Source organism: Cryobacterium zongtaii (genome assembly GCF_002909375.1).
GTDB classification, from domain to species: Bacteria; Actinomycetota; Actinomycetes; order Actinomycetales; family Microbacteriaceae; genus Cryobacterium; species Cryobacterium zongtaii.
Map to the genome: position 1 here is coordinate 260,792 of NZ_PPXD01000007.1, position 21,766 is coordinate 282,557.

A 21,766-nucleotide genomic window follows, 5' to 3' on the forward strand; every position below is an offset into this window, starting at 1 on the left:
TCCGCAGGCTGGAAGCATGACTCCCTTGCTTCCTGCCGCGCTCACCACGGCCGACCTTCCGCTCGCCGAACTGAACTGTGCCCGCCTCGACGGTGAGCTGTTCCCGCTCGCCGGGGCGTGGTGTCCGGTCGACGCCCACGACGGCCCGGAGACCCGGGGCGAGGCGCTCACCTCGGTCGCGCCGAGCCGGGCCGCCGCCGAGCGGATGAGCGCCGCCTGGATCTATGGCCTGGCCGCCGAACCTGACCCCCATCAGTTCTGCATCGACATGACCGCGCGTGCCCGCAAGCCCGTCGAGACGAGGACCCAGCTCCGCGAGGTGCGCCTCGGCCGCGACGACACGAGGGTGCTGGGTCGACAACTCGTCACCACTCCCCTGCGGACGGCCATCGACCTTGCCCGCTGGGGCCGCTCACCCGAGTGCCGCGCAGACACGGCGCTGCTGGCGGCGCTGCTGGCCTATGACGGACCAGTCGATCCGCACGCCGACGAACAGGCGCTCGCCGGTCGACGGGGAGTCTCGTTCAGCCGCAGGGCGGCCGCCCAGCTACGGGAAGCGCGCCGGCTGAACCTCAGCCGTCGCTGACCCTGTAGACGTCGTACACGGCGTCGATGCGGCGCACCGCGTTCAGCACCCTGTCGAGGTGGGTAGTGTCGCCCATCTCGAACACGAACCGGCTGATCGCCAGCCGGTCACTGGAGGTGTGCACCGTCGCCGAGAGGATGTTGACGTGGTGTTCCGACAACACTCTGGTGACATCCGAGAGCAAGCCGGAGCGGTCGAGGGCCTCGATCTGGATTTGCACGAGGAACAGGCTCTTCGAGGTCGGCGCCCAGTCGACGTCGATCATCCGCTCGGGTTCCTTGAGCAGTTCCTGCACGTTGTGGCAGTCGAATTGGTGCACAGACACACCGGAACCGCGGGTGATGAAACCCACGATCTTGTCGCCGGGAACCGGGGTGCAGCAGCGTGCCAGCTTGACGAGGATGTCGGGGGCGCCGCGCACCAGGATCCCGGAGTCGTTGTTGCGCAGCGTCTGGGTACGGCCATTGGGGGTGAACGGCAGGTCCGTCGCGTCGCTCTCCTCCACGCTCTGCAGCGTGGCGACGACCTTCTCCAGCACGGACTGCGTCGACACGTGCCCTTCACCGACGGCGGCGTAGAGCGCCGAGACGTCTTCGTACCGCATCACGGCGGCGACCTCGGCGAAGGAGTCCTGGTTCATCAGCTTCTGCAGCGGCAGGTTCTGCTTGCGCATGGCCCTGGCGATGGCGTCGCGGCCCTGTTCGATGGCCTCGTCGCGGCGTTCCTTGGTAAACCACTGGCGAATCTTGTTGCGCGCCCTGGGGCTCTTGACGAAGTTCAGCCAGTCCTGGCTCGGACCCGAGTCCGGGTTCTTGGAGGTGAAGACCTCCACGACGTCGCCGGTGCTGAGCGAGCTCTCCAGAGGTACGAGCCGTCCGTTGACCTTGGCGCCCATGGTGCGGTGGCCCACCTCGGTGTGCACGGCGTAAGCGAAGTCCACTGGCGTCGCGTCGGCGGGCAGGCCGATCACGCGGCCCTTGGGCGTGAAGACGTAGACCTCCTTGGCGCCGATCTCGTAGCGCAGGGAGTCGAGGAACTCGTTGGGGTCGGCCGTTTCGGCCTGCCAATCGGAAATATGTGCCAGCCAGGCCATATCGGTGTCGCTCTGCGGGCCGGGGCCGGAGCTCTTGCCGTTGACCTGTTCCTTGTACTTCCAGTGCGAGGCGACGCCGTACTCGGCACGCTCGTGCATCTCCTGGGTACGGATCTGGATCTCGACCGGGCGGCCACTCGGGCCGAGCACGGTGGTGTGCAGCGACTGGTACAGGTTGAATTTGGGGGTGGCGATGTAGTCCTTGAAGCGACCGGGCAGCGGAGTCCACCGCGCGTGGATGGCGCCGAGGACCGCGTAACAGTCCCGCACCGAGTTCACAAGGACCCGGATGCCGACGAGGTCGTAGATCTCGTCGAACTCGCGGCCGCGCACGACCATTTTCTGGTAGATCGAGTAGTACTGCTTGGGCCGTCCGGCCACCTTGCCGCGGATGCGCGCGGCCTTGAGATCGTCGTTGATCGCGTCGATGACGTACTGCACGAATTCTTCGCGCTGCGGGGTGCGCTGCTTGACGAGGCTCTCGATCTCGGCGTACAGCTTCGGGTAGAGCACCCCGAAAGAGAGATCCTCGAGTTCCCACTTGATGGTCTGGATTCCCAGGCGGTGGGCCAGCGGGGCGTAGATCTCGAGGGTCTCGGTGGCCTTGCGGGTCGCGGACTCAGCCGGCACGAAGCCCCAGGTGCGGGCGTTGTGCAGACGGTCGGCCAGTTTGATGATCAGCACCCGGATGTCCTTGGACATCGCGACGATCATCTTGCGGACAGTCTCGGCCTGAGTGCTGTCGCCGTACTTCACCTTGTCGAGCTTGGTGACGCCGTCCACGAGCATGGTGATCTCGTCGCCGAAGTCGGCGCGCAACTCATCGAGGGTGTAGTCGGTGTCCTCGACTGTGTCGTGCAACAGGGCAGCTGCCACGGTCTTGGGACCGATCCCGAGGTCGGCCAGGATCTGGGCGACCGCGACGGGATGGGTGATGTACGGCTCGCCGCTGCGACGTTTCTGGCCCTCGTGGGCCCGCTCAGCGGCCGCGTACGCCCGTTCGATGATCGACAGATCCACCTTGGGATGGTGCGTGCGCACCGTCTTCAGCAGCGTGTCGACGGCACCGACAGGCTGCGCCCTGGAGAAGATACGCGGCACCAGACGACGCAGTGACGCGGCGGATGGCGTGGTGGTTTCTGTCATCTCGTTACCTCACTCCCTGGGGCCAATTATCCCTGTACTAACGGATAAACGGTAAACCGAGGGACGCTGTCGGGTATTCCCGGCGGGCGAACCGGCTCACGCGGGAACGTCCGCGCGGGCCGCATCCGTGCCGGCGACCGACGAGGTACCGGTGGCCTTGGCCCGCAGGGCCAGGGCCTTCTTGTCGCGCTTGCGGATCTCCGGCTCGTTCTCGCGCAGCTGGGCGTAGAGCGGGGCGGCGATGAAGATCGTGGAGTATGTACCCACGATCATTCCGATTAGCAAGGCCAGGGAGATGTCCTGCAGGGTTCCCGCACCCAGCACGAACGCACCGATGACGAGGATCGAGGCGACCGGGAGGACTGCGACGATCGAGGTGTTGATCGAGCGCACCAGGGTCTGGTTGACCGCGAGGTTGACCGAGTCGGCGAACGTGCGCCGGGATTCTGGCCCGTCTTCGGTCGTGTTCTCGCGGATCTTGTCGAACACCACCACGGTGTCGTACAGCGAGTAGCCCAGGATCGTGAGGAAGCCGATCACGGCCGCCGGAGTGATCTCGAAGCCGGTGATGCCGTAGAAACCCGCGGTGATGACGAGGTCGTGCAACAGGGCGACCATGGCGGCGGCGGCCATTTTCCAGGTGCGGAAGTACAGGGCCATCACCGCGCCGGCGAGCACCAGGAAGGTGAGCAGTGCGCGGATGGCGGAGCCGGTGATGTCCTGGCCCCAGGACGGGCCGATGAACGAGGACGTGACCTTCGCCGCGTCGACGCTGTATGCGGTGGCGAGAGCGGCGCGTACTTCCCGGCTCTCGGTGTCGCTGAGCTGGTCGGTCTGCACGCGGATGCTGTCGCTGCCGACGACGGACACCTTGGGCACGGCTTCGGGCACCACCTCGGTGACCGCGGTGGATGCCGCATCCTGGTCCTCGGTGGAGATCTCGGAGAGGACGAACTCGGAGCCGCCGGTGAACTCGATGCCGAACGTGAACCCACCGCGGAGGACCGGACCGAGGATCGCGATCAGGATCATGACCGCGGCGACCGAGTACCAGACCTTACGACGTCCGACGATGTTGTAGGAGAGCTTGCCGGTGTGCAGATCGTTGCCGAACTGGTTGAAGCTGGCCATTAGGAATCCTTCCCATCGGTCGACTTACTGGAGCCGGAACCGACGAGCTCAGCCGCCTTGCGTTCGGCGATGGTCTGGCGCTTTGCGGCCTCCTTGCTGGAGGACGGCGACTTGCGTGACGCCACCTCCACGGAGGGCTGGAACCGGGCGCGTCCGCGGTAGACGGCGCCGAGTGCCCGCGGGTCGAGTCCACTGAGCTTGTGCCCATCTCCGAAGAACTTGGTGCGGGCGAGCAGCTGCAGCATCGGATGGGTGAACATCGCCACGACCAGGAGGTCGACCAGGGTGGTCAGTCCCAGGGTCAGGGCGAAACCGCGCACGTTACCGACGGCCAGGATGAACAGAACCGCCGCGGCGAGGAAGTTGACGGTGTCGGAGGCGATGATGGTGCGGATCGCGCGGCGCCAGCCGGATTCCACCGCGGACACCAGTCCCCTGCCGTCGCGGAGCTCGTCGCGCACCCGCTCGAAGTAGACGATGAACGAGTCAGCGGTGATACCGATGGCCACGATGAGACCGGCCACACCGGCCAGGGAGAGGCGGTACCCCTCACGCCAGGACAACAGAGTGATCAGCAGGTAGGTGATCACGCCAGCCACGATGAGCGACGCGACAGTGACCAGCCCGAGGAGGCGGTACTGGATGAGGGAGTAGAGCACGACCAGGATCAGGCCGATCAGTCCCGCGATGAGGCCGCTCTGCAGCTGGGTCGAACCGAGGGTTGCCGAGATGGTGTCCTGGCTCTGCACGGTGAAGCTGATCGGCAGGGCGCCGAACTTGAGCTGGTCGGCGAGGGCCTTGGAGGTGTCCTGGTCGAACGAGCCGGTGATCTGGGGCTTGCCGTCGGTGATCACGGCCAGCGTGCGCGGAGCGGAGATGACGCTGCCGTCCAGCACGATGGCGAACTGGTTCTGCGCGCCCTGGAGGCCGCTCAGGCGCGTCGTCACGTCGGCGAACGACTCGGTGCCGGTGCGGTCGAAGACGATGTTGACGGCCCATTCGCCGGTGGTTGCACCGCTCTGCGTGGTGACCTGCCCGTTGGTGGCGTCGGAGATGTTCTCGCCGCTCACCTCGACCGGGCCGAGGATGTACTTGATCGAACCATCGCTCTCGCAGGTGATCAGCGGCTGATCGGCCGGTGCCACAATGCTGGTGTCGATGTCGCTGCACTGGAAGGAATCGAACTGCGCCTGCAGGTCGGGGGTGATGTTGTTCAGGTCGCTCGCGTCGGTGGGCGCGACGGCCGGAGTCTCGGCGGCCGGAGTCTCGGCGGCCGGGGACTCTGCGGCCGGATCTGCCGCGGCATCCGTCGCCGGGTCGGTGGCCTCGTCGGTTGAACCGTCTGCGCCGACACTGTCTTCAGTGGGCGCTGAAGCCACCAGGACCGGTCGGAACTCGAGCTTTGCCGAGGACTGGATGCGGTTCAGGGTGGCGTCGTCAGGCGTTCCGGGAATGGAGACGACGATGTTCTGTCCACCCTGGGTGTTGATCTCCGACTCGGAGACTCCGGCGGAGTCGATCCGCTGCCGGATGATCGACACCGCCTGGTTGAGCTGTTCAGACGAAACCGTCTGGCCGGACTCGAGCTTGGGGGCCAGGATGATCTGGGTGCCACCCTCGAGGTCGAGCGCCAGCTTCGGCGTCCACGAACCGCCGCCGGTGAGAACGCCGGCTCCGTTCAGAGCGATGAGACCGACGATGATCACGCCAAGCCAGGTCAGGGAGCGCCAGGCCTTCTTGGTCGGAGACGACTTAGCCACCTATTGAACTCAGCTTTCTATTGCTCGTGCTGCGCGACCGAAGCCGCGCAGCCGGAGTGGGTGTGTTACGCGTCGCCCTTTTTGGGTTCGGTGTCGGTGTCGGGCGCGACCTCGTCGGTCGTCGGCTTGAATTCGGCACGCTGGCCGTACTCGGGCTCGCCGACAACGGCCGGCGTGCCGGCGTCGGTGTCAACGGTCTGGTCGAGGACGACGTCATCGCCGGCGACTGTGGGCTCGACGACGCGGGCGATCGTCTGGCGGTGGATCTGCACAATGGTGCCGGGTGCGATCTCGAGGGCGACCTTGTTCTCTTCCTCATCGATCGACACAATGGTGCCGTAGAGGCCGAAGTTGGTCATCACGTCTGCTCCGGCGACCATCTTCGACTGCAGGGCCAAGGTGTCCTTCTGGCGCTTGCGGCCATTGCGAAACATGAAGAACACAAGCAACGCCAAGACGGCGAGCATGACTAGAGTCAACGGATCCATAGAACTGTGAAACCTTCCCGTGCGAGCGTGGTGTCGCGACGAAGTTTTTTGTGGGAGTGGCTGGGGGAAGCCGGCAGAAGGTGCGTGCCTGACCAGCTTGAATTATAGAACATCCAAGGTGAGCGCAGCCTGAGGATTGCTCAAGCCGAAATGCCGCCACGCTGCGGCAGTAGCAACCCGCCCGCGCGGGGTACGCGTGAGGAAGCCTATCCGCACCAGGAAGGGCTCGACGACCGATTCGATGGTTTCGGGCTCCTCCCCCACCGAGACGGCCAGTGTATTCAGCCCAACCGGTCCACCCCCAAAACGGGTGAGGACGATGTTCATGACCTCGCGGTCGAGCCGGTCCAGTCCGATTTCGTCGACGTCGTAGAGCTCCAGCGCCGCATGCACGGCCGCCAGGTCGGCGTCTCCGCCGTGCACGAGCGCGTAGTCGCGCACCCGGCGCAACAGCCGGTTGGCGATTCGCGGAGTCCCCCGGCACCGGCCGGCGATCTCGGCGATGGCCTCCCGGTCGATGACCAGTCCGAGGAGGCGTGCGGCGCGCACCAGCACCAGTTCGAGTTCGGCGTCGGCGTAGAACTCCAGGTGGGCCGTGAAGCCGAACCTGTCGCGCAGCGGGTTCGGGAGCATGCCGGAACGTGTGGTGGCCCCGACCAGGGTGAACGGCGCCAGGTCCAACGGTACCGACGTGGCTCCGGCCCCCTTGCCGACCATGATGTCGATGCGGAAGTCCTCCATCGCCAGGTAGAGCATCTCTTCGGCGGAGCGGGCCATCCGATGGATCTCGTCGATGAAGAGCACCTCGCCGGGCACGAGGGAGGAGAGCACGGCAGCCAGGTCGCCGGCGTGCTGAATCGCGGGGCCGCTAGACATGCGCAGTGGCCGATTGCCCTCGTAGGCGATGATCATGGCCAGGGTCGTCTTGCCGAGGCCTGGCGGGCCGGCCAGCAGGATGTGGTCAGGGGTGCGCTGCTGCATCGATGCCGCGGTCAGCAGCAGCTGCAACTGACCGCGCACCTTCTGCTGGCCGACGAACTCGGTGAGGCTCTTGGGGCGCAGGGCGCCCTCGAAGGCCAGCTCCGCGTCGCCCTCGAGTGCCGGGTTGGTCAGGTCGACGCCGGGATCCTGGGTCATGAGTTGCGACCAGCGGCATTGGCGGCACCGGAATGCTGGGCAGGACCGAGCCGGGCCAAGGCCAGGCGGAGCACGACCCCGACCCCGGCTTCCTCGGCGTCGAACTCGGCTGTGCTGCCGGCGAGGATCTCCTCAACGGCCTGGACGGCGACCCGCTCCGACCAGCCGAGGCCGATCAGCGCGGCTTGCACGCTGGCGCCGACGGTGGCCGTGGCGACGCCGGCGCGTCCGGGGGCAACCGCGGCGCTGGTGACGGCGACCTTGCCGACCAGTGACAGCACTATGAGCTTGGCGGTCTTCGGTCCGATCCCGCTGACCTTGCGGAACACGGCATCATCCTCGGCGTTGACGGCGAGGGCGATTTGGTTGGGGGTGAGCACGGCGAGCACGCCGAGCGCGGACTTGGGACCGACGCCGGTGACGCCGACGAGAAGCTCGAACACTGCGAGTTCTTCGGCGCTAGGGAAGCCGTAGAGGGTGAGGGAGTCTTCACGAACGATCAGGGTGGTGGCCAGGCGGGTTTCGGTGCCGACCCTCGCGGCCAGGGCTGTGGACGGGGTGACCTGCAGGGCGAGTCCGACTCCGCCGACCTCGATCACGACGGTTGAGCCCAGGGCTGAAAGGACTGGGCCACGCACTGAAGAGATCACCTAGCCAGCCTACGGTGCGCCGCAGACACTGCCGCCGCCGACCCCGGCGCGTTGCCGCGCTCGGCGTCGCGCCAGGCCTTCTGCGCCGGAGTGAGCGAGCCGGGACTCAGCGCGGGCGTGGACCGGTTGCCCGCCGCGACCGTACCGCTGGTGGGGAGTACACCGCCGGCGGCGCCGGTTCGCCACGCGTGGCAGATGGCCAGCGCGAGGGCGTCGGCGGCATCCGCCGGTTTCGGGATTTCGGCCAGTCCCAGCACCCGGGCGACCATTGTGCCGACCTGCTTTTTGTCCGCGGAGCCGTACCCGGTGATGGCGGCCTTGACCTCGCTCGGGGTGTGCAGGGTCACCGTCAGTCCGCGCTTGGCGGCGAGCATGAGGGCCACCCCACTGATCTGGGCGGTGCCCATGACCGTGCTCACGTTCTGCTGCGCGAAGACCCGTTCAATGGCCACGAAGTGCGGTTGGTGCCGGTCGAGGAGCTCTTCGAGGCCCTCACTGATCAGGAGCAGGCGGCGTTCGAGGGGCAGGTCGGGAGAGCTGCGCAGCACCTGCACGTCGACAAGGGTCGCCGAACGGTTCGCTGCGACGTCGACGATCCCGACGCCGCAGCGGGTCAGGCCCGGGTCGATGCCCAGCACCCTGACCGTCATCGGTGGGCTATTCGCTGTCTGCTTCGAGCTCGGCCTGGACCTCGGCCGAGACGTCGTAGTTGCTGTAGATATTCTGCACGTCGTCGAGTTCCTCGAGAGCGTCGATGAGCCTGAACACCTTGCGGGCGGTCTCGGCGTCGACCTCGATCTTGAGCTGCGGGACGAAGGCGATGTCGGCGGAGTCGTAGTCGATTCCAGCCGCCTGCAGGGCAGTACGGGTGGCGACCAGATCGTGCGCCTCGCTGAAGACCTCGAACTTCTCGCCGTCGTCGACGACCTCTTCGGCGCCGGCGTCGAGCACCGCAGCGAGAACGTCGTCTTCGGTTGCGTCTCCCTTGGGCACCACGACGATGCCCTTGCGGTGGAAGTTGTAGGCGACACTGCCCGGGTCGGCCATGTTGCCGCCGTTGCGGCTGACCGTGGTGCGCACCTCGGCCGCGGCTCGGTTCTTGTTGTCGGTGAGGCACTCGATCATGATGGCGACACCGTTGGCGGCGTAGCCCTCATACATGATCGTGGTGTAGTCGACGGCTTCACCGGACAGCCCGGCGCCGCGCTTGACGGCGCGGTCGATGTTGTCGTTGGGGACCGAGGTCTTCTTCGCCTTCTGGATGGCGTCGACGAGAGTCGGGTTGCCAGACAGGTCCGCTCCGCCCATACGGGCAGCGACCTCGATGTTCTTGATCAGCTTGGCGAAAGCCTTCGCCCGACGCGAGTCGGTGACAGCCTTCTGGTGCTTGGTGGTCGCCCACTTGGAATGCCCGGACATGAATCTCCCGATTTTCGTTGCGTTGTCGTTGCGCTAACTCGTGCGACGCGCTTGGGGCGTCGTCTGCTGGCACCGCGACCGTTCCGACCGCTCAGTGCGTTCTCAGTCTAGCCCGGGCACCCTCTGACTGCCCTTCGGCTCACCGGGTGGTGGGCACGCCGAGTATCTTGTGCAGGGTGCGCAGGTTGCGGTTCGTGGTGGTGGATTTGTACCGGGGTTTGGCAGCCAGGAGGCTGAAGGGGCTCTTGATTCCCACAGCCCGACGCACCTGCCAGTACAGGAGTCCGTCGCCGGGTAGAACGCTCTCGTCGGCAGGATCGAGCTGGGGCGCGCTGACCAGGAGCTCGTCGAGCCTGGCCGGGTCTGAGCCGAAGAGGATGTACGAGTGCCAGCCGTCCCGGTCGTCGAACGGGTAGCCGTCGACGGCTGCGACGAGGTCGTCTCTGCTGAGCAGCACCACGAACGCCGTGTATCCGAATCGCTCTGACAGGGCTCGTTCCATGCCCGTCTTGACGGCGGCGGCATCAGGCTCGTCGCTCGAGAAGAGCACATTGCCGCTGGCCAGGATGGTCGTGACACCGCTGTGGCCGAGCCTGCTGACGGTTTCGGCCAGGTCGGCCATCTTGATGGTGATGCCGCCGACGTTGATGCCGCGCAGCAGGGCGACGTATCTCATGCGCTGGCCTGGGTCATGCCCCCATTGTGCCGGACTGTGTGGTGCAGCCGGGCTAGGCGCCGAAACCGGCCGTCTGCACCTTCTGCAGGAAGTACTCGTGGAAGCGGTACTCCCCCGTGATCTCCGGGTGGAAGGACGTGCCGAGCAGGTTGCCTTGCTCGACGGCCACGCATCGACCGTCGGCGATCGTCGCCAACGCCGTGGCGCGCGATCCGATCGTCTCGACCACCGGGGCGCGGATGAAGACGGCGTGCACTGGGGTCTCGCCGAGGGCCGGTACGTCCAGGTCGGTCTCGAACGAGGCGGTCTGCGAGCCGAACGCGTTGCGGCGCACGCTGATGTCCAGGCCGCCGATGCTCTGCTGGCCCGAGATGCCGTCCAACACGTTGTCGGCCAGCATGATCAGTCCCGCGCAGGTGCCGTAGACCGGCATCCCGCCCTGGACGGCCGCTCGCAGGGGGTCGGCGAGGCCGAACATGCGAGTCAGCTTGTCCATCACGCTGGACTCGCCGCCCGGGATCACCAGGCCGGTGACGCTGGCCAGTTCCTCCGGGCGGCGCACGAGAGTGACCTCGCTGCCGAGCGAGCGCAGGACGTCGGCATGCTCGCGAAAGTCGCCCTGAAGGGCGAGTACTCCAACGCTCATGAAGCGGGTGTTACCAGCCGCGCTCGGAGAGGCGGTGCGGTGCGGCAAGGTCGGACACGTTGATGCCGACCATGGCTTCGCCGAGGCCCCGCGAGACATCCGCGATGATCTTGGCGTCGTCGTAGAAGGCGACGGCCTTGACGATGGCGTTGGCGCGTTCCTGCGGGTTGCCGGACTTGAAGATGCCCGAACCCACGAAGACGCCGTCGGCGCCGAGCTGCATCATCATGGCCGCGTCGGCCGGGGTGGCCACGCCGCCGGCGGTGAACAGCACGACGGGCAGCTTGCCGGTCGCGGCGATCTCGGCGACGAGTTCGTACGGGGCCTGCAGGTCCTTGGCGGCCACGTACAGCTCGTCCTTGGTGAGCGAGGACAGCCGGGCGATCTCGCCCTTGATGGTGCGGATGTGCTTGGTGGCCTCAGAGACGTCGCCGGTGCCGGCCTCGCCCTTGGAGCGGATCATCGCGGCGCCCTCGGTGATGCGACGCAGCGCCTCGCCCAGGTTGGTGGCACCGCAGACGAACGGAATCGTGAAGTTCCACTTGTCGATGTGGTTGACGTAGTCGGCGGGGCTCAGCACCTCTGACTCGTCGATGTAGTCGACCTCGAGGGCCTGCAGCACCTGGGCCTCGACGAAGTGGCCGATGCGGGCCTTCGCCATGACCGGGATGGAGACCTCGGCGCGGATGCTGTCGATCAGGTCGGGGTCGCTCATGCGCGCGACACCACCCTGGGAGCGGATGTCGGCCGGGACGCGCTCGAGCGCCATGACGGCGACGGCGCCGGCGTCTTCGGCGATGCGGGCCTGCTCGGCGTTGACGACGTCCATGATGACGCCGCCCTTCAGCATCTCAGCGAGTCCGCGCTTGACGCGGCTCGAGCCGAACTGTGCGGCGCTGTCGACCTGCTCGGGGGAAGTGGTGTCAGTCATAGCTACGATTCTATTCCTTGCGTCTGGTGCCGCTGGTCGGGGCGAGGGGCACGGGTGATGAGAACTGGGTCAAGAGACGGGTGTTACTGCAAGCCGTGCCAGCGAGGTGGGAAAGCGGGGGTCAGACGGTGGAAACCGGCCAACCCTCCGCGACCTCGCGGCGCACCTCGCCGAGCAGCTTCGGGATTGCCTTGGTGCCGGCGATGATCGGGAAGAAGTTCGAGTCGAGCGCCCACCGCGGCACGATGTGCTGGTGCAGGTGCTCAGCGATCCCGGCGCCCGCGATGCGGCCCTGGTTCATTCCGAGGTTGAACCCGTCGCAGCCCGAGGTGGCCTTGAGTACCCGCATTGCCACCTGGGTCAGGCTACCGATCTCGGCGACTTCCTCCGGGGTGGCTTCGTCATACGTCGCAACATGCCGGTAGGGGCAGACCAGCAGGTGGCCGCTGTTGTACGGGAACAGGTTCAGCAGCACGTAGGCGTACTTCCCGCGAGCCACGATGAGAGCCTTCTCGTCGTCCATCGAAGGTGCGATGCAGAACGGGCAGTCGTCGGGGTGCGGCTGCTGACCGTCTTGGATGTAGACCATCCGGTGGGGCGTCCACAGTCGCTGGAAGGCGTCCGGAACGGCGGCGAAGTCGCCCGAATTCTCCACCTGGACGCCCTCGACGAAGTCCTGCGGGCTGCCGGACAGGCGGTCCCAGGGCGTGTCTCGCGGCGCGTCCTTCTCGGGACCCGCCGGAGTGGCTTCGGTCATCGTCAGGCCTGGTCCGCGCCGGCCGCAACGACCAGGGCGACGGGTGCGCCTTCCTGGGCGAAGTCGGCGGCGCCGTTGACCTGCGCGCGGGTGGTGATGGACGCGATGATCCGGCGGATGGCGTCGTCGACGGGAACCCCGTTTTCCTGGGTGCCGTCACGGAACCGGAAGCTGACCGCGCCGTTCGCGCGGTCATCCTCACCGACGATGAGCTGGAACGGGATCCTCTGCAGCGTGGCGTTGCGGATCTTCTTCTGCATCCGGTCGCTGGACGAGTCGAGTTCGACCCGGACGCCCGCCGTCTTGAGCTTGGCCAGGACTTCCCAGAGGAAGTCCTCGTACTGCTCGGACACTGGGATGCCGATGACCTGCACCGGCGAGAGCCAGACCGGGAACGCACCGGCGTAGTGCTCGAGCAGGATGGCGAAGAACCGCTCGATCGACCCGAGCAGGGCGCGGTGGATCATGACCGGCTGCTGGCGAGTGCCGTCGGGCGCCGTGTACTCCAGGTCGAACAGTTCCGGCTGGTTGAAGTCGAGTTGCACCGTCGACAGCTGCCAGGTGCGGCCGATGGCGTCCCGTGCCTGCACCGAGATCTTCGGACCATAAAAGGCCGCTCCACCCGGATCCGCCACGAGTTCGAGTCCCGAATCCTCGCCGACCTGGCGGAGGGTGTCGGTCGCGGCCTCCCACTGCTCGTCAGTACCGACGGACTTCTTGGGATCGCGGGTCGACAGTTCCAGGTAGAAATCGGTGAGGCCGTAACCACGGAGGGTCTCGAAGACGAACTCGAGCTGGCTGGTGACCTCGGCTTTGACCTGGTCCTGGGTGACGTAGATGTGCGCATCGTCCTGGGTGAGGCCTCGCACGCGAGTGAGGCCCTGCAGCGTGCCGCTCTTCTCATAACGGTAGACGGTGCCGAACTCCGCCAGACGCAACGGAAGCTCGCGGTAGCTGCGTCCGCGGGCCTTGAAGATGAGGTTATGCATTGGGCAGTTCATGGGCTTCAGGTAGTAGTCCTGGCCCTGGCGGGTGACGTGGCCCTCGGCGTCGACCTCTTCGTCAAGGTGCATGGGCGGGAACATGCCCTCGCGGTACCAGTTGAGGTGCTGGCTGGTCTCGAACAGGTGACCCTTGGTGATGTGGGGGGTGTTGACCAGGTCGTAGCCGTTCGCGAGCAGGCGCTCGCGCATGAAGTTCTCAATCTCCGAACGGATGATGCCGCCCTTGGGGTGGAAGACAGCCAGGCCGGAGCCGATCTCTTCGGGGAAGGAGAACAGGTCCAGTTCCTGGCCGAGCTTGCGATGGTCGCGCTTGGCGGCCTCTTCCAGGCGGGCCTTGTAGGCGCGCAGTTCGTCCTTGGTGGGCCAGGCGGTGCCGTAGATGCGCTGCAGCTGCGGGTTCTTCTCCGAACCGCGCCAGTACGCTGCGGCCAGGCGGGTGAGCGAGTAGCCGTTGCCGATCATGCGGGTGTTGGGCAGGTGCGGACCGCGGCAGAGGTCCTTCCACACGGTCTCACCGGTCTTGGGGTCGACGTTGTCGTAGATGGTCAGTTCCGCGCCGCCGACCTCGACGGACTCGTTGTCGCCATCGGGGGTCGGGTCGTCTCCCGCCCCGCCCTTCAGGCCGATGAGTTCCAGCTTGTACGGCTCTGCCGCAAGTTCGGCGCGGGCCTCGTCATCGGTCACGACGCGGCGCACGAAGCGCTGGCCCTGACGGATGATGCGGTCCATGGCCTTCTCGAGCGACTTGATGTCTTCGGGGGTGAACGGTTCGGCCACGTCGAAGTCGTAGTAGAAGCCGTCGGTGACGAATGGGCCGATGCCCAAGCGCGCCGCGGGGTTCACGGTCTGCACGGCCTGAGCGAGCACGTGAGCAGCCGAGTGGCGCAGGATGTTGAGGCCGTCGGGTGAGTCGATTGTCACCGGGGTGACGTCATCCGTTTCGGTCACCGCAGTGGCGAGGTCCCTGAGCTCGCCGTTGACGCGCATGGCGACAACGGATCGGTCGGTGAATAGCTCAAAACCGTCAACCACGTGTATTACTCCCTTGAGTTGCGAACCCTTCAACTTTAGCGGGCGCCGGTGGGCTCAGTGACGGGCCGCGGGCACAGAAAAGCGCTGCCGGCGATGCCCGTGTGGACTCTGCCGACAGCGCTTGGCTGTACTGTCTCTTGTGCTATCTGGTGGGCGATACTGGGATCGAACCAGTGACCTCTTCCGTGTCAGGGAAGCGCGCTACCGCTGCGCCAATCGCCCAGGACCGCGGATGGTACTCACGGGCTGGAGGTGGATACGGGATTCGAACCCGTGTAGACGGCTTTGCAGGCCGTTGCCTCGCCTCTCGGCCAATCCACCGTGTTCTTTGTTACCTGTATACCCAAAGAAAATCGGCCTCTCGGCCGATTCACTTCGAGCGGATGACGAGATTCGAACTCGCGACCCTCACCTTGGCAAGGTGATGCGCTACCACTGCGCCACATCCGCAACTGCTCGCATTTCTGCGTGCTTGGAAGACTCTACTCGATCCTGGGGACCTCGTGTGCACATCACGCGCCAGCGGGCGCCGAGCCCGGTCGAAATCACCCGCTGTGCCGCGGAATTACGCGGAAAAACAAAAAAACCCCCGAGTTTATCGGGGGTTTTCTTCGGCGCTTCTCGTGCTTGGTGCTGCCATTGCTCTGTGGGCGATACTGGGATCGAACCAGTGACCTCTTCCGTGTCAGGGAAGCGCGCTACCGCTGCGCCAATCGCCCAAATCCTTCGCAGTGCAAAATGCACACTGCTCTGGTTGGAGGTGGATACGGGATTCGAACCCGTGTATACGGCTTTGCAGGCCGCTGCCTCGCCTCTCGGCCAATCCACCGTGCTTGATGCCGTATTCACTACAACCGTGCTGGGTTTACTACCAAACAGAATCGGCCTTTCGGCCGATTCAATTCGAGCGGATGACGAGATTCGAACTCGCGACCCTCACCTTGGCAAGGTGATGCGCTACCACTGCGCCACATCCGCAACTGCTCGCATTTCTGCGTGCGTTGAAGACTCTAGCCGATAGTGCGAGACAAATTCAAACCGAGCGATTGCCGCGTGTCGCGGCCCCTCGATGTGCGCTCAGGCCCCGGTCTGGTCTAGTATCAGATGTCGCAGTCGAGAGGTTTTCGAGTGTGGTTCGGGCGATTGGCGCAGTTGGTAGCGCGCTTCCTTCACACGGAAGAGGTCGTGGGTTCGAGTCCCGCATCGCCCACCGAAACGGCCCCCGGAGAACCGGGGGCCTCGTTGGTTAACGATCGGAATTCGGTCCGGAACAGGCTGGCCGGCGCGGTGGACTCAGCGTTTCTTCGGCGCGGCCCCGCCCTAGCTTGACTCCCCAGCGCCCACCGGTGTCGAAGCGAACAGCACTCTGTCGCTGGCCACGAGGTCGTCGAGAGTCAATACCCGCTGGAGATCGTGCCCGGCGGCCAGGGCCAGGCGCAGTTGGTCATCGCTTTGGGGAGCGAGCCGACCTTCCATGAATCCGCCCAGTGCCCGAATCGCGCAGGCGGTGAGCACCCCCTCGGGAGTGCCGCCGATCCCCATGGCCAAATCGATTCGCCCGCCGGGTGTGGCAGCGTCGATCGCGGCGGACACGTCGCCCTCCCCCGCGAGCACGACCCGTGCACCGACCCCGCGCAGTTCGGCCACGAGGCTCGCATGCCGCGGCTTGTCGAGCACGGCCACGGTGATCTCGGTCACCGGCTTCCCGAGCGCTTCGGCCAGGCGGCGCACGTTCTGACTCGGGGTGGCCCGAAGGTCGAGGATGCCGCGGGCCGGCGCCGAGGAGATGAGCTTGTCCATGTAGAACACGTCTCGGGGATCGAACAGCGTGCCGCGTGGAGCGAGGGCGATGACACAGACGGATCCAGGCAGCCCTTCCTGCACGAGTCGCGTGCCGTCGAGCGGGTCGACGGCAATGTCGCAGGCCGGACCCTCGCCGGAGCCGAGTTCCTCGCCGTTGGCCAGCATCGGGGCTTCGTCCTTCTCCCCCTCCCCGATCACCACGTACCCGGCGAATGGCGCCGGCAGCAGTTCGGCGCGCATGGCGGCGACTGCCGCGGCATCCGCCGCATTCTTGTCACCGCGTCCGAACCAGACTTCGGCGGCCAGTGCCGCCGCGACCGTCGCCGCGCGTACCGCGGCGACCAGCTCCGCCGCATAGTGTTCGCCGCCGAGAACCGTGCTGGTGCTGGTGCCGGTACTCGGGCTTGTGCTCGGTCTGGCTGCGTCGGTCGTCGTGTTGCTGCTCATGGGACTCGATGGTACCCGCAGGGCCGGGCCCGCCAGCCGAGATAGTGTCAACGGGTGATCAGAGAACACGCCATTCTGCCCGTGCGACCCGGCCGTGAAGACGCCTTCCTCGCTGCGTTCCAGACGGCCCGGCCGCTCATCGAGTCGAGGCCCGGCTTCCGTGGACTCAGCCTGTCCAGGTCGGTTGAGAATCCATCGACCTTCCTGCTGCTGGTGGACTGGGAACGGTTGGAGGACCACACCGAGGGGTTCAGGGGCTCCCCTGAATACGCCGACTGGAGAGCGCTGCTGCACAGTTTTTACGACCCGTTCCCCGAGGTGCAGCACTTCATCTCCGTGCCCTGATCTGTGCCCTGATTCGGGCTGGCCGCTCCTCCACAAGCGACCGGTCGGCGCACTTTTCCACACCCGGTTCTGCAGGGGTGGGAGTGCCGGTGGTCGGTGCGATTATCGGGGTAGGAGCGGCCTAGCTGAGCAGTTCCCGACCGACCCGCCCACCGCAGCATCGCGAAGGCGATCGCTAAACGGGCTCGCGCACTCGCGGACCTGCAGCGGTGGAGCTCCGACCCTGCCACCGCGAAACTGCTCAACCCCGACTACGCCGATCGCACCGCGGAGAACCTGATCGGTGAATCCAGCCTGTTCGCAGGCCCGATGACAGCCACCCTGACGGCGATGAGCCACGGCGACATCAGCTACCGGCACGGGCAGGTGCTCATGGAACAACTCAGCTTCATCCCGCTCGAGGAAGCCGCCGCCTTCGAAGCCAAGTTACTGCCGGCGAAAGACCTCACCGTCGGCAAGCTCGCCGTCAAGGCCCGGCGGATGCGGGAACGCGCGCAGCCCGAGACCCTGACCACACGGGCCACCGCCGCGATCGCCGAACGCGGGGTCTGGTGGGAGGGCCGGGCCGATGTCATGGGCACCCTGACCTGGTACGGCACCGCGGTGCAGACCCAGGCCGCTCACGACAGGTTGACCCGCATCGCCCAAGCCACCCAGAACCAGGAGCGGCAGGACCCGTCGATTCCCGAGACGGGGCGGCGCACGATCGGCCAGATCTGCGCCGACGCGATGACCCACCCCGAGACCTGTGCCGTGCTCTCGGTCGGAAAAGAACACTACAAAGCCCCCGCCGACCTGCGCCGCTGGGTCGCCCTGCGCGGCGGCACTTGCCGCTTCCCCGGCTGCACCCGACCCGCGTCCCGCAGCGACCTCGACCTCGACCTCGACCTCGACCTCGACCACACCATCGCACGAGAACACGGCGGACCCACCGACTACGACAACCTGGCCCACCTCTGCCGCGCCCACCACCGACTCAAACACCAAACACTATGGGCCGTGGTGCAAGAACCCGGCGGGGTGCTGCGCTGGACCTTCCCGGCCGGGGAAACCCACCGCACCTACCCCGAAACCACCCTCGGGCCACCACCCACCCTGGCCCCCACTCCCGAACGACCGGCAGCACCGGCCCGGCCACAGGCGAACGACCGGCCTGATGATCCACCGCCCTTCTAGCGCTCCCCCAACCGTCTCGGAGGACGCGCAGCAGCAGGCACTTGCTAATTCGGCAATTCTGTTTGTCAATCTTGGAGCGGCGCTTCAGCATGGTGATATGACCAGCAACGGCACGTCTCCCTCTATCCCCCGTCTTCCACATCCGCAGACACAGACACAGACACAGACACACGACGTCGTCATCATCGGCGGCGGCGCTGCCGGACTCAGCGCCGCAGTTGTGCTCGGGCGGGCACGACGTTCGGTGGTCGTCGTCGACAACGGACATCCGCGCAACGCGCCCGCCGCGGGCGTGCACAGCTTCCTCACCCGCGACGGCTTGCGCCCCGCCGAGCTGGTGCGCCTCGGCCAGGAGGAGGCCCGCTCCTACGGCGTGGAGTTCGTCATGGGCCGGGCCGTCGACAGCCGACGCTCGGCGCAGGGCTTCACCGTGACCCTCGATGACGGCAGCACAGTGTCGGGGCGCCGGCTGCTGGTAGCGACCGGGCTCGTCGACGAACTTCCCGATGTCCCCGGCCTCGCCGAGCGGTGGGGGCGGGACGTGCTGCACTGCCCGTACTGCCATGGCTGGGAGGTCAGGGACCAGACCATCGGCATCCTCGGCACCGGGCCGAAGTCGGTTCACCAGGCGCTGCTCTTTCGCCAGTGGAGTAGGAACATCACTCTCTTTTTGCACGGCGACATGCTCGACGCCGACGGCACGATTTCCGAGCAGCACGGACCGACCGATGCGGAGTGGGAGCAACTCGCCGCCCGCGGCGTCAGCGTCGTGATCGGCCCGGTAGCGGGCCTCGACGTGCGGGACAAGTCCCTGGCCGGGGTTCGCCTGGCCAGCGGTCGCCTGTTCCCCCTGCAGGCGCTCGTGGTCGCCCCGACGTTCACGGCCCGCACCGACTTCCTCGCCGGGCTTGGGCTGGCCTCGACACCGCATCCGCTCGGCGTCGGCACCCAGTTGGACAGCGACGAGACCGGGCGCGTACTCAACGACGGTGCCGTGGTGCCCGGTGTCTGGGCGGCCGGCAACGCCACCAACCTGATGGCGCAGGTCGTCGTGTCCGCCGCCGCCGGGCTCGGCGTTGCCACGATGATCAACTCCGACCTCATAGCGGCGGAGGTGGAGACCGCCGTGACGGCCTACCGCAGTCCGTTCTCGGCCGCCAACGAGGCCCGCAACAGCGACTCGGTGCTCGGCGATCGCCGACACGGGGTTCATCCAGAGCACACACCGGCTCGGGAAGGACAGAGCCGATAACGTCCACGTCGGCCAGCCCAACGGGACTGCTGTGGTCGCTCTCGCGGCCGGTCAGTCCCTGGTGCCGAACCAGGTCGTGATTCCGGGTGAGTAGAGCACCGAATCCGGTGCCCGGGATCCTGCCAGCCCCGGGAAACCGGCCACCGAGAGCAGGCTGTCGTCCAGTGAGATCAGCTGCGCCGTGAACAGCCGCCACGGCTGGTGGTGGTTGCGCAGCCGGATGGTGCGGCCGCGCACCCGGGTGAACAGCGCCCAGCGCGCGGTGAGGAAGTCGGCCAGCGGATCCTCTACGACGGGCTGACCCGTCGATCGCACGACGATCTGAGTGTGCGCGTGCGCGGCGAGGTGGCGGGTGGACGAGTAGCGGTACTCGCCGGCCACCACTTCCACCCGTGTGCGTGACCACATGTAGGGCAGCGCGAAGAGCGCGCGGGCGGCCAGCACCGCGGCGAGCCTGGACGCCTCGAGCGACACGAATACCACACCCCGCCGCCCGCGGTCGTCGACCGCGTAGAGACGCACATTGACCTCGACGAACGAGCCGAAATACGGGATCGGCGCGCTGCCGAACACAGTGGCTCGGTCCAGGACGAACGGGATCAGGCCGACCCAGCTGGAGCCGTCGTAGACGTCGGGCCGGAGGCCGTCCGGGAGCAGTGGCGCCACCTGGTCGGCGTCGACCCGCCAATGCAGGAAAACCAGATCTGACCAGCGCTGACTGGCCGTCGCCCGGCCGACGAGCGGCGGGGCGACGGCCGTGATCGGCCAGGGTTCCGACACGGTGTGGCTAGACGGCGTCGGTGTGAACGGCGTCGGTGTGAACGGCGCCGCTGTGAACCGTGTCAGCGTCGGCAGAAACCGGCATCTGTGCGGGCACAAAACCGTCGCCGGCCTGGGCCTTCGCCAGTGCCGTACCGGCAGCGGTTCCACCGATCAGGCCGCCGAGCAGGTCCTTGATGCCCACGCCCATGGTGGAGTTGAGCACGGCGTCGACCTCGGAGAAGCCGGAGGCGACGTTCTTGCTGAGCTGGCTCGCACCGTCGGTGGAGATCACCGTGAGCTGGTCGATGTTGCCCATCGGCGCGGCCAGCTCGTGCGCGATCTTCGGCAGCATCTCGACAAGGCGCAACTGGATGAGCGCCTCGGACTGCTCGGCCACGGCCTGGGCGCTGAGGCGGGTAGCCTCGGCCTCTGCCGAGCCGCGGGCCAGGATGGCGTCGGCGTTGGCCTGACCCTCGGCCCGGATGGCCTCGGCGGACGCCACCCGGCTGTCGCGGTCGGCGTTGGCCGCCGCGACGCGGGCCTCGGCGGCTGCGGCTGCGGAGACCCGCACGCGGTACGCGTCGGCGTCGGCCACGGCGTTGACCTCGGAGTCAAGCTCGGCCTTTCGCAGGCTGGCGCGACGCTTGGCGGTCAGCTCCTGCTCCTGAACGATGTTCTGTTGGGCCTTCGCCTCGGCTAGCGGCTTGGCCGCAGCGGCCTCGGCGGAGGCCTTGTCGGTGTCGAGCTGGAGCGCCGCCTTGCGCAGCGCCAGGGTGTTCTGGGCCTCGGCCACGGCCTGTTCGGCGATGATCGAAGCTTCCTGCGCTTCCCGGTTGGCCTGGTGCTCGGCCACCTCGGCCTGTCGTCGCACCTTGGCCTGTTCGGCACGACCCAGGTCGCGGATGTAGTCGTTGGCGTCGGTGATGCCCTTGATCTCGAACGAGTCGACGTCGACGCCCTGGTTGGCGAGGGATTCCCGGGCGGTGGCGAGCACCGACGTGCCGAGCTCATCACGCTTCTGGATGATGGTCATCACGTCGGTGGCGCCTATCGAGGACCGCAGGGAACCGCTGAGCACCTCCTGGGCGAAGTTGTCGATGTTCTTGTCCTGGCCGGTGAAACGCTGGGCAGCAGCGCGGATCGCGGTCGGGTCGTCGCCGACCTTGACGATCGCGACGGCTTCGACGGTGAGAGTGATTCCGTTGCGGTCCTGGGCGACAGCCGTGATCTCGATGGCCCGGCTTCGCAGGCTGATCTTGAACGCCTTCTGGAAGAAGGGGGTTATGAACACACCCTGGCCGTGAACCACACGCTGGCCGGACTCCTCGAGGGTGGCGCCGTCGACGATGGTCTTCTTGGACTTCTTGCCGGTGATGACGAGGGCTTCGTCCGGCCCGGCGTTCTTGTACACCGAGCGGGCGTAGACGAGCACGATCACACCCACCACAATGACGAGGAAGACGATACCGATAATCGGACTGAGGAGTTCTAACATGTGTACCTTCCGGTCCGCGCCAGGCGAACG

20 protein-coding genes and 7 tRNA genes are annotated in these 21,766 nt (G+C 66.6%); 5 read left to right on the top strand and 22 right to left on the bottom strand.

What is annotated here, in order from left to right:
- Positions 1-16: 16 nt before the first annotated feature.
- The gene (locus C3B61_RS05955; protein ID WP_133160237.1) at positions 17-586 is read left to right on the top strand and encodes a hypothetical protein; all 570 of its coding nucleotides are present in this window, start codon (positions 17-19) and stop codon (positions 584-586) included.
- On the opposite strand, the gene C3B61_RS05960 is transcribed toward C3B61_RS05955, so the two are convergent.
- The 19 genes from C3B61_RS05960 to C3B61_RS06050 all read right to left on the bottom strand — a co-directional run bounded on the left by C3B61_RS05960 (position 573) and on the right by C3B61_RS06050 (position 15,434).
- Positions 573-2,825, bottom strand: coding sequence for a RelA/SpoT family protein (locus C3B61_RS05960; protein WP_103459854.1), 2,253 nt, complete (start codon positions 2,823-2,825; stop codon positions 573-575). The genes C3B61_RS05955 and C3B61_RS05960 overlap by 14 nt on opposite strands.
- A 96-nt stretch (positions 2,826-2,921) precedes the next feature.
- A complete protein-coding gene (gene secF, locus C3B61_RS05965) occupies positions 2,922-3,956 on the bottom strand; it encodes a protein translocase subunit SecF (RefSeq protein ID WP_103459855.1) in 1,035 nt (344 codons plus the stop codon).
- Complete coding sequence (secD, locus tag C3B61_RS05970; protein ID WP_103459856.1) at positions 3,956-5,716, bottom strand: protein translocase subunit SecD; 1,761 nt, start codon at positions 5,714-5,716, stop codon at positions 3,956-3,958. The genes secF and secD overlap by 1 nt, the downstream gene beginning before the upstream one ends.
- Before the next feature lie 65 nt (positions 5,717-5,781).
- Positions 5,782-6,183: a preprotein translocase subunit YajC gene (yajC, locus tag C3B61_RS05975; RefSeq protein WP_241980134.1), complete on the bottom strand. Its 402-nt coding sequence runs from the start codon at positions 6,181-6,183 to the stop codon at positions 5,782-5,784.
- 123 nt (positions 6,184-6,306) lie between these two features.
- Positions 6,307-7,341, bottom strand: coding sequence for a Holliday junction branch migration DNA helicase RuvB (ruvB, locus tag C3B61_RS05980; protein ID WP_103431917.1), 1,035 nt, complete (start codon positions 7,339-7,341; stop codon positions 6,307-6,309).
- Positions 7,338-7,991, bottom strand: coding sequence for a Holliday junction branch migration protein RuvA (gene ruvA, locus C3B61_RS05985; protein WP_103459858.1), 654 nt, complete (start codon positions 7,989-7,991; stop codon positions 7,338-7,340). The genes ruvB and ruvA overlap by 4 nt, the downstream gene beginning before the upstream one ends.
- Positions 7,988-8,641, bottom strand: a complete 654-nt coding sequence (gene ruvC / locus C3B61_RS05990; protein WP_088456318.1) for a crossover junction endodeoxyribonuclease RuvC — start codon at positions 8,639-8,641, stop codon at positions 7,988-7,990. Before ruvC ends, ruvA begins: the two co-directional genes overlap by 4 nt.
- Positions 8,642-8,648: 7 nt before the next feature.
- Positions 8,649-9,410 carry a YebC/PmpR family DNA-binding transcriptional regulator gene (locus C3B61_RS05995; RefSeq protein WP_088456319.1) on the bottom strand — a complete coding sequence of 254 codons (762 nt, stop codon included), beginning with the start codon at positions 9,408-9,410 and terminating at the stop codon, positions 8,649-8,651.
- A gap of 139 nt (positions 9,411-9,549) precedes the next feature.
- Entirely contained in the window at positions 9,550-10,086 is a 537-nt protein-coding gene (locus C3B61_RS06000; RefSeq protein WP_103459859.1) for a DUF1697 domain-containing protein, read from the bottom strand.
- A 52-nt stretch (positions 10,087-10,138) separates the two neighbouring features.
- Positions 10,139-10,732 (bottom strand): pyridoxal 5'-phosphate synthase glutaminase subunit PdxT, encoded by a 594-nt coding sequence (gene pdxT, locus C3B61_RS06005; RefSeq protein WP_103459860.1) that lies wholly within the window; start codon positions 10,730-10,732, stop codon positions 10,139-10,141.
- 10 nt (positions 10,733-10,742) lie between these two features.
- Positions 10,743-11,663 carry a pyridoxal 5'-phosphate synthase lyase subunit PdxS gene (gene pdxS / locus C3B61_RS06010; protein ID WP_088456322.1) on the bottom strand — a complete coding sequence of 307 codons (921 nt, stop codon included), beginning with the start codon at positions 11,661-11,663 and terminating at the stop codon, positions 10,743-10,745.
- A 121-nt stretch (positions 11,664-11,784) separates the two neighbouring features.
- On the bottom strand, positions 11,785-12,420 hold the full coding sequence (locus C3B61_RS06015) for an HIT family protein (protein WP_103459861.1): 636 nt from the start codon (positions 12,418-12,420) through the stop codon (positions 11,785-11,787).
- 2 nt (positions 12,421-12,422) lie between these two features.
- Positions 12,423-14,456, bottom strand: a complete 2,034-nt coding sequence (thrS, locus tag C3B61_RS06020; RefSeq protein ID WP_103459862.1) for a threonine--tRNA ligase — start codon at positions 14,454-14,456, stop codon at positions 12,423-12,425.
- Between the two features lie 147 nt (positions 14,457-14,603).
- Positions 14,604-14,678: transfer RNA gene (locus tag C3B61_RS06025), tRNA-Val, on the bottom strand.
- Positions 14,679-14,703: 25 nt separating this feature from the next.
- Positions 14,704-14,777 (bottom strand) — tRNA-Cys (locus C3B61_RS06030).
- A gap of 57 nt (positions 14,778-14,834) precedes the next feature.
- A tRNA-Gly gene (locus tag C3B61_RS06035) sits at positions 14,835-14,906 on the bottom strand.
- Positions 14,907-15,103: 197 nt separating this feature from the next.
- Positions 15,104-15,175: transfer RNA gene (locus C3B61_RS06040), tRNA-Val, on the bottom strand.
- A gap of 36 nt (positions 15,176-15,211) precedes the next feature.
- A tRNA-Cys gene (locus tag C3B61_RS06045) sits at positions 15,212-15,285 on the bottom strand.
- Positions 15,286-15,362: 77 nt separating this feature from the next.
- Positions 15,363-15,434: transfer RNA gene (locus tag C3B61_RS06050), tRNA-Gly, on the bottom strand.
- Between the two features lie 159 nt (positions 15,435-15,593).
- On the opposite strand from C3B61_RS06050, the gene C3B61_RS06055 reads away from it, so the two are divergent.
- A tRNA-Val gene (locus tag C3B61_RS06055) sits at positions 15,594-15,666 on the top strand.
- 110 nt (positions 15,667-15,776) lie between these two features.
- Here the strand turns inward: C3B61_RS06055 and glpX are convergent.
- A complete protein-coding gene (gene glpX, locus C3B61_RS06060; RefSeq protein WP_103459863.1) occupies positions 15,777-16,706 on the bottom strand; it encodes a class II fructose-bisphosphatase in 930 nt (309 codons plus the stop codon).
- 54 nt (positions 16,707-16,760) lie between these two features.
- On the opposite strand from glpX, the gene C3B61_RS06065 reads away from it, so the two are divergent.
- The 3 genes from C3B61_RS06065 to C3B61_RS06075 all read left to right on the top strand — a co-directional run bounded on the left by C3B61_RS06065 (position 16,761) and on the right by C3B61_RS06075 (position 19,479).
- Complete coding sequence (locus C3B61_RS06065; RefSeq protein WP_103459864.1) at positions 16,761-17,051, top strand: antibiotic biosynthesis monooxygenase family protein; 291 nt, start codon at positions 16,761-16,763, stop codon at positions 17,049-17,051.
- Positions 17,052-17,360: 309 nt separating this feature from the next.
- The gene (locus tag C3B61_RS06070) at positions 17,361-18,227 is read left to right on the top strand and encodes an HNH endonuclease (protein WP_103459865.1); all 867 of its coding nucleotides are present in this window, start codon (positions 17,361-17,363) and stop codon (positions 18,225-18,227) included.
- Positions 18,228-18,324: 97 nt separating this feature from the next.
- Positions 18,325-19,479 (top strand): NAD(P)/FAD-dependent oxidoreductase, encoded by a 1,155-nt coding sequence (locus tag C3B61_RS06075; RefSeq protein WP_103459866.1) that lies wholly within the window; start codon positions 18,325-18,327, stop codon positions 19,477-19,479.
- A 51-nt stretch (positions 19,480-19,530) separates the two neighbouring features.
- Here C3B61_RS06075 and C3B61_RS06080 read toward each other — a convergent pair whose 3' ends face one another.
- Positions 19,531-20,259: a YqjF family protein gene (locus tag C3B61_RS06080; RefSeq protein ID WP_103459867.1), complete on the bottom strand. Its 729-nt coding sequence runs from the start codon at positions 20,257-20,259 to the stop codon at positions 19,531-19,533.
- Positions 20,260-20,266: 7 nt separating this feature from the next.
- Positions 20,267-21,736: a flotillin family protein gene (locus C3B61_RS06085; RefSeq protein ID WP_103459868.1), complete on the bottom strand. Its 1,470-nt coding sequence runs from the start codon at positions 21,734-21,736 to the stop codon at positions 20,267-20,269.
- Positions 21,737-21,766 lie beyond the last annotated feature (30 nt).

Bases quoted from the DNA above. Each gene is read 5' to 3' on its own strand.
- C3B61_RS06070 (WP_103459865.1), top strand. From the start codon at position 17,361: ATGACAGCCACCCTGACGGCGATGAGCCACGGCGACATCAGCTACCGG.
- yajC (WP_241980134.1), bottom strand. From the start codon at position 6,183: ATGCTCGCCGTCTTGGCGTTGCTTGTGTTCTTCATGTTTCGCAATGGC.
- C3B61_RS06075 (WP_103459866.1), top strand. From the start codon at position 18,325: ATGACCAGCAACGGCACGTCTCCCTCTATCCCCCGTCTTCCACATCCG.
- ruvC (WP_088456318.1), bottom strand. From the start codon at position 8,641: ATGACGGTCAGGGTGCTGGGCATCGACCCGGGCCTGACCCGCTGCGGC.
- glpX (WP_103459863.1), bottom strand. From the start codon at position 16,706: ATGAGCAGCAACACGACGACCGACGCAGCCAGACCGAGCACAAGCCCG.
- C3B61_RS06015 (WP_103459861.1), bottom strand. From the start codon at position 12,420: ATGACCGAAGCCACTCCGGCGGGTCCCGAGAAGGACGCGCCGCGAGAC.
- C3B61_RS06000 (WP_103459859.1), bottom strand. From the start codon at position 10,086: ATGAGATACGTCGCCCTGCTGCGCGGCATCAACGTCGGCGGCATCACC.
- C3B61_RS05960 (WP_103459854.1), bottom strand. From the start codon at position 2,825: ATGACAGAAACCACCACGCCATCCGCCGCGTCACTGCGTCGTCTGGTG.
- C3B61_RS05995 (WP_088456319.1), bottom strand. From the start codon at position 9,410: ATGTCCGGGCATTCCAAGTGGGCGACCACCAAGCACCAGAAGGCTGTC.
- secF (WP_103459855.1), bottom strand. From the start codon at position 3,956: ATGGCCAGCTTCAACCAGTTCGGCAACGATCTGCACACCGGCAAGCTC.
- C3B61_RS05955 (WP_133160237.1), top strand. From the start codon at position 17: ATGACTCCCTTGCTTCCTGCCGCGCTCACCACGGCCGACCTTCCGCTC.
- pdxS (WP_088456322.1), bottom strand. From the start codon at position 11,663: ATGACTGACACCACTTCCCCCGAGCAGGTCGACAGCGCCGCACAGTTC.
- C3B61_RS06085 (WP_103459868.1), bottom strand. From the start codon at position 21,736: ATGTTAGAACTCCTCAGTCCGATTATCGGTATCGTCTTCCTCGTCATT.
- ruvB (WP_103431917.1), bottom strand. From the start codon at position 7,341: ATGACCCAGGATCCCGGCGTCGACCTGACCAACCCGGCACTCGAGGGC.
- pdxT (WP_103459860.1), bottom strand. From the start codon at position 10,732: ATGAGCGTTGGAGTACTCGCCCTTCAGGGCGACTTTCGCGAGCATGCC.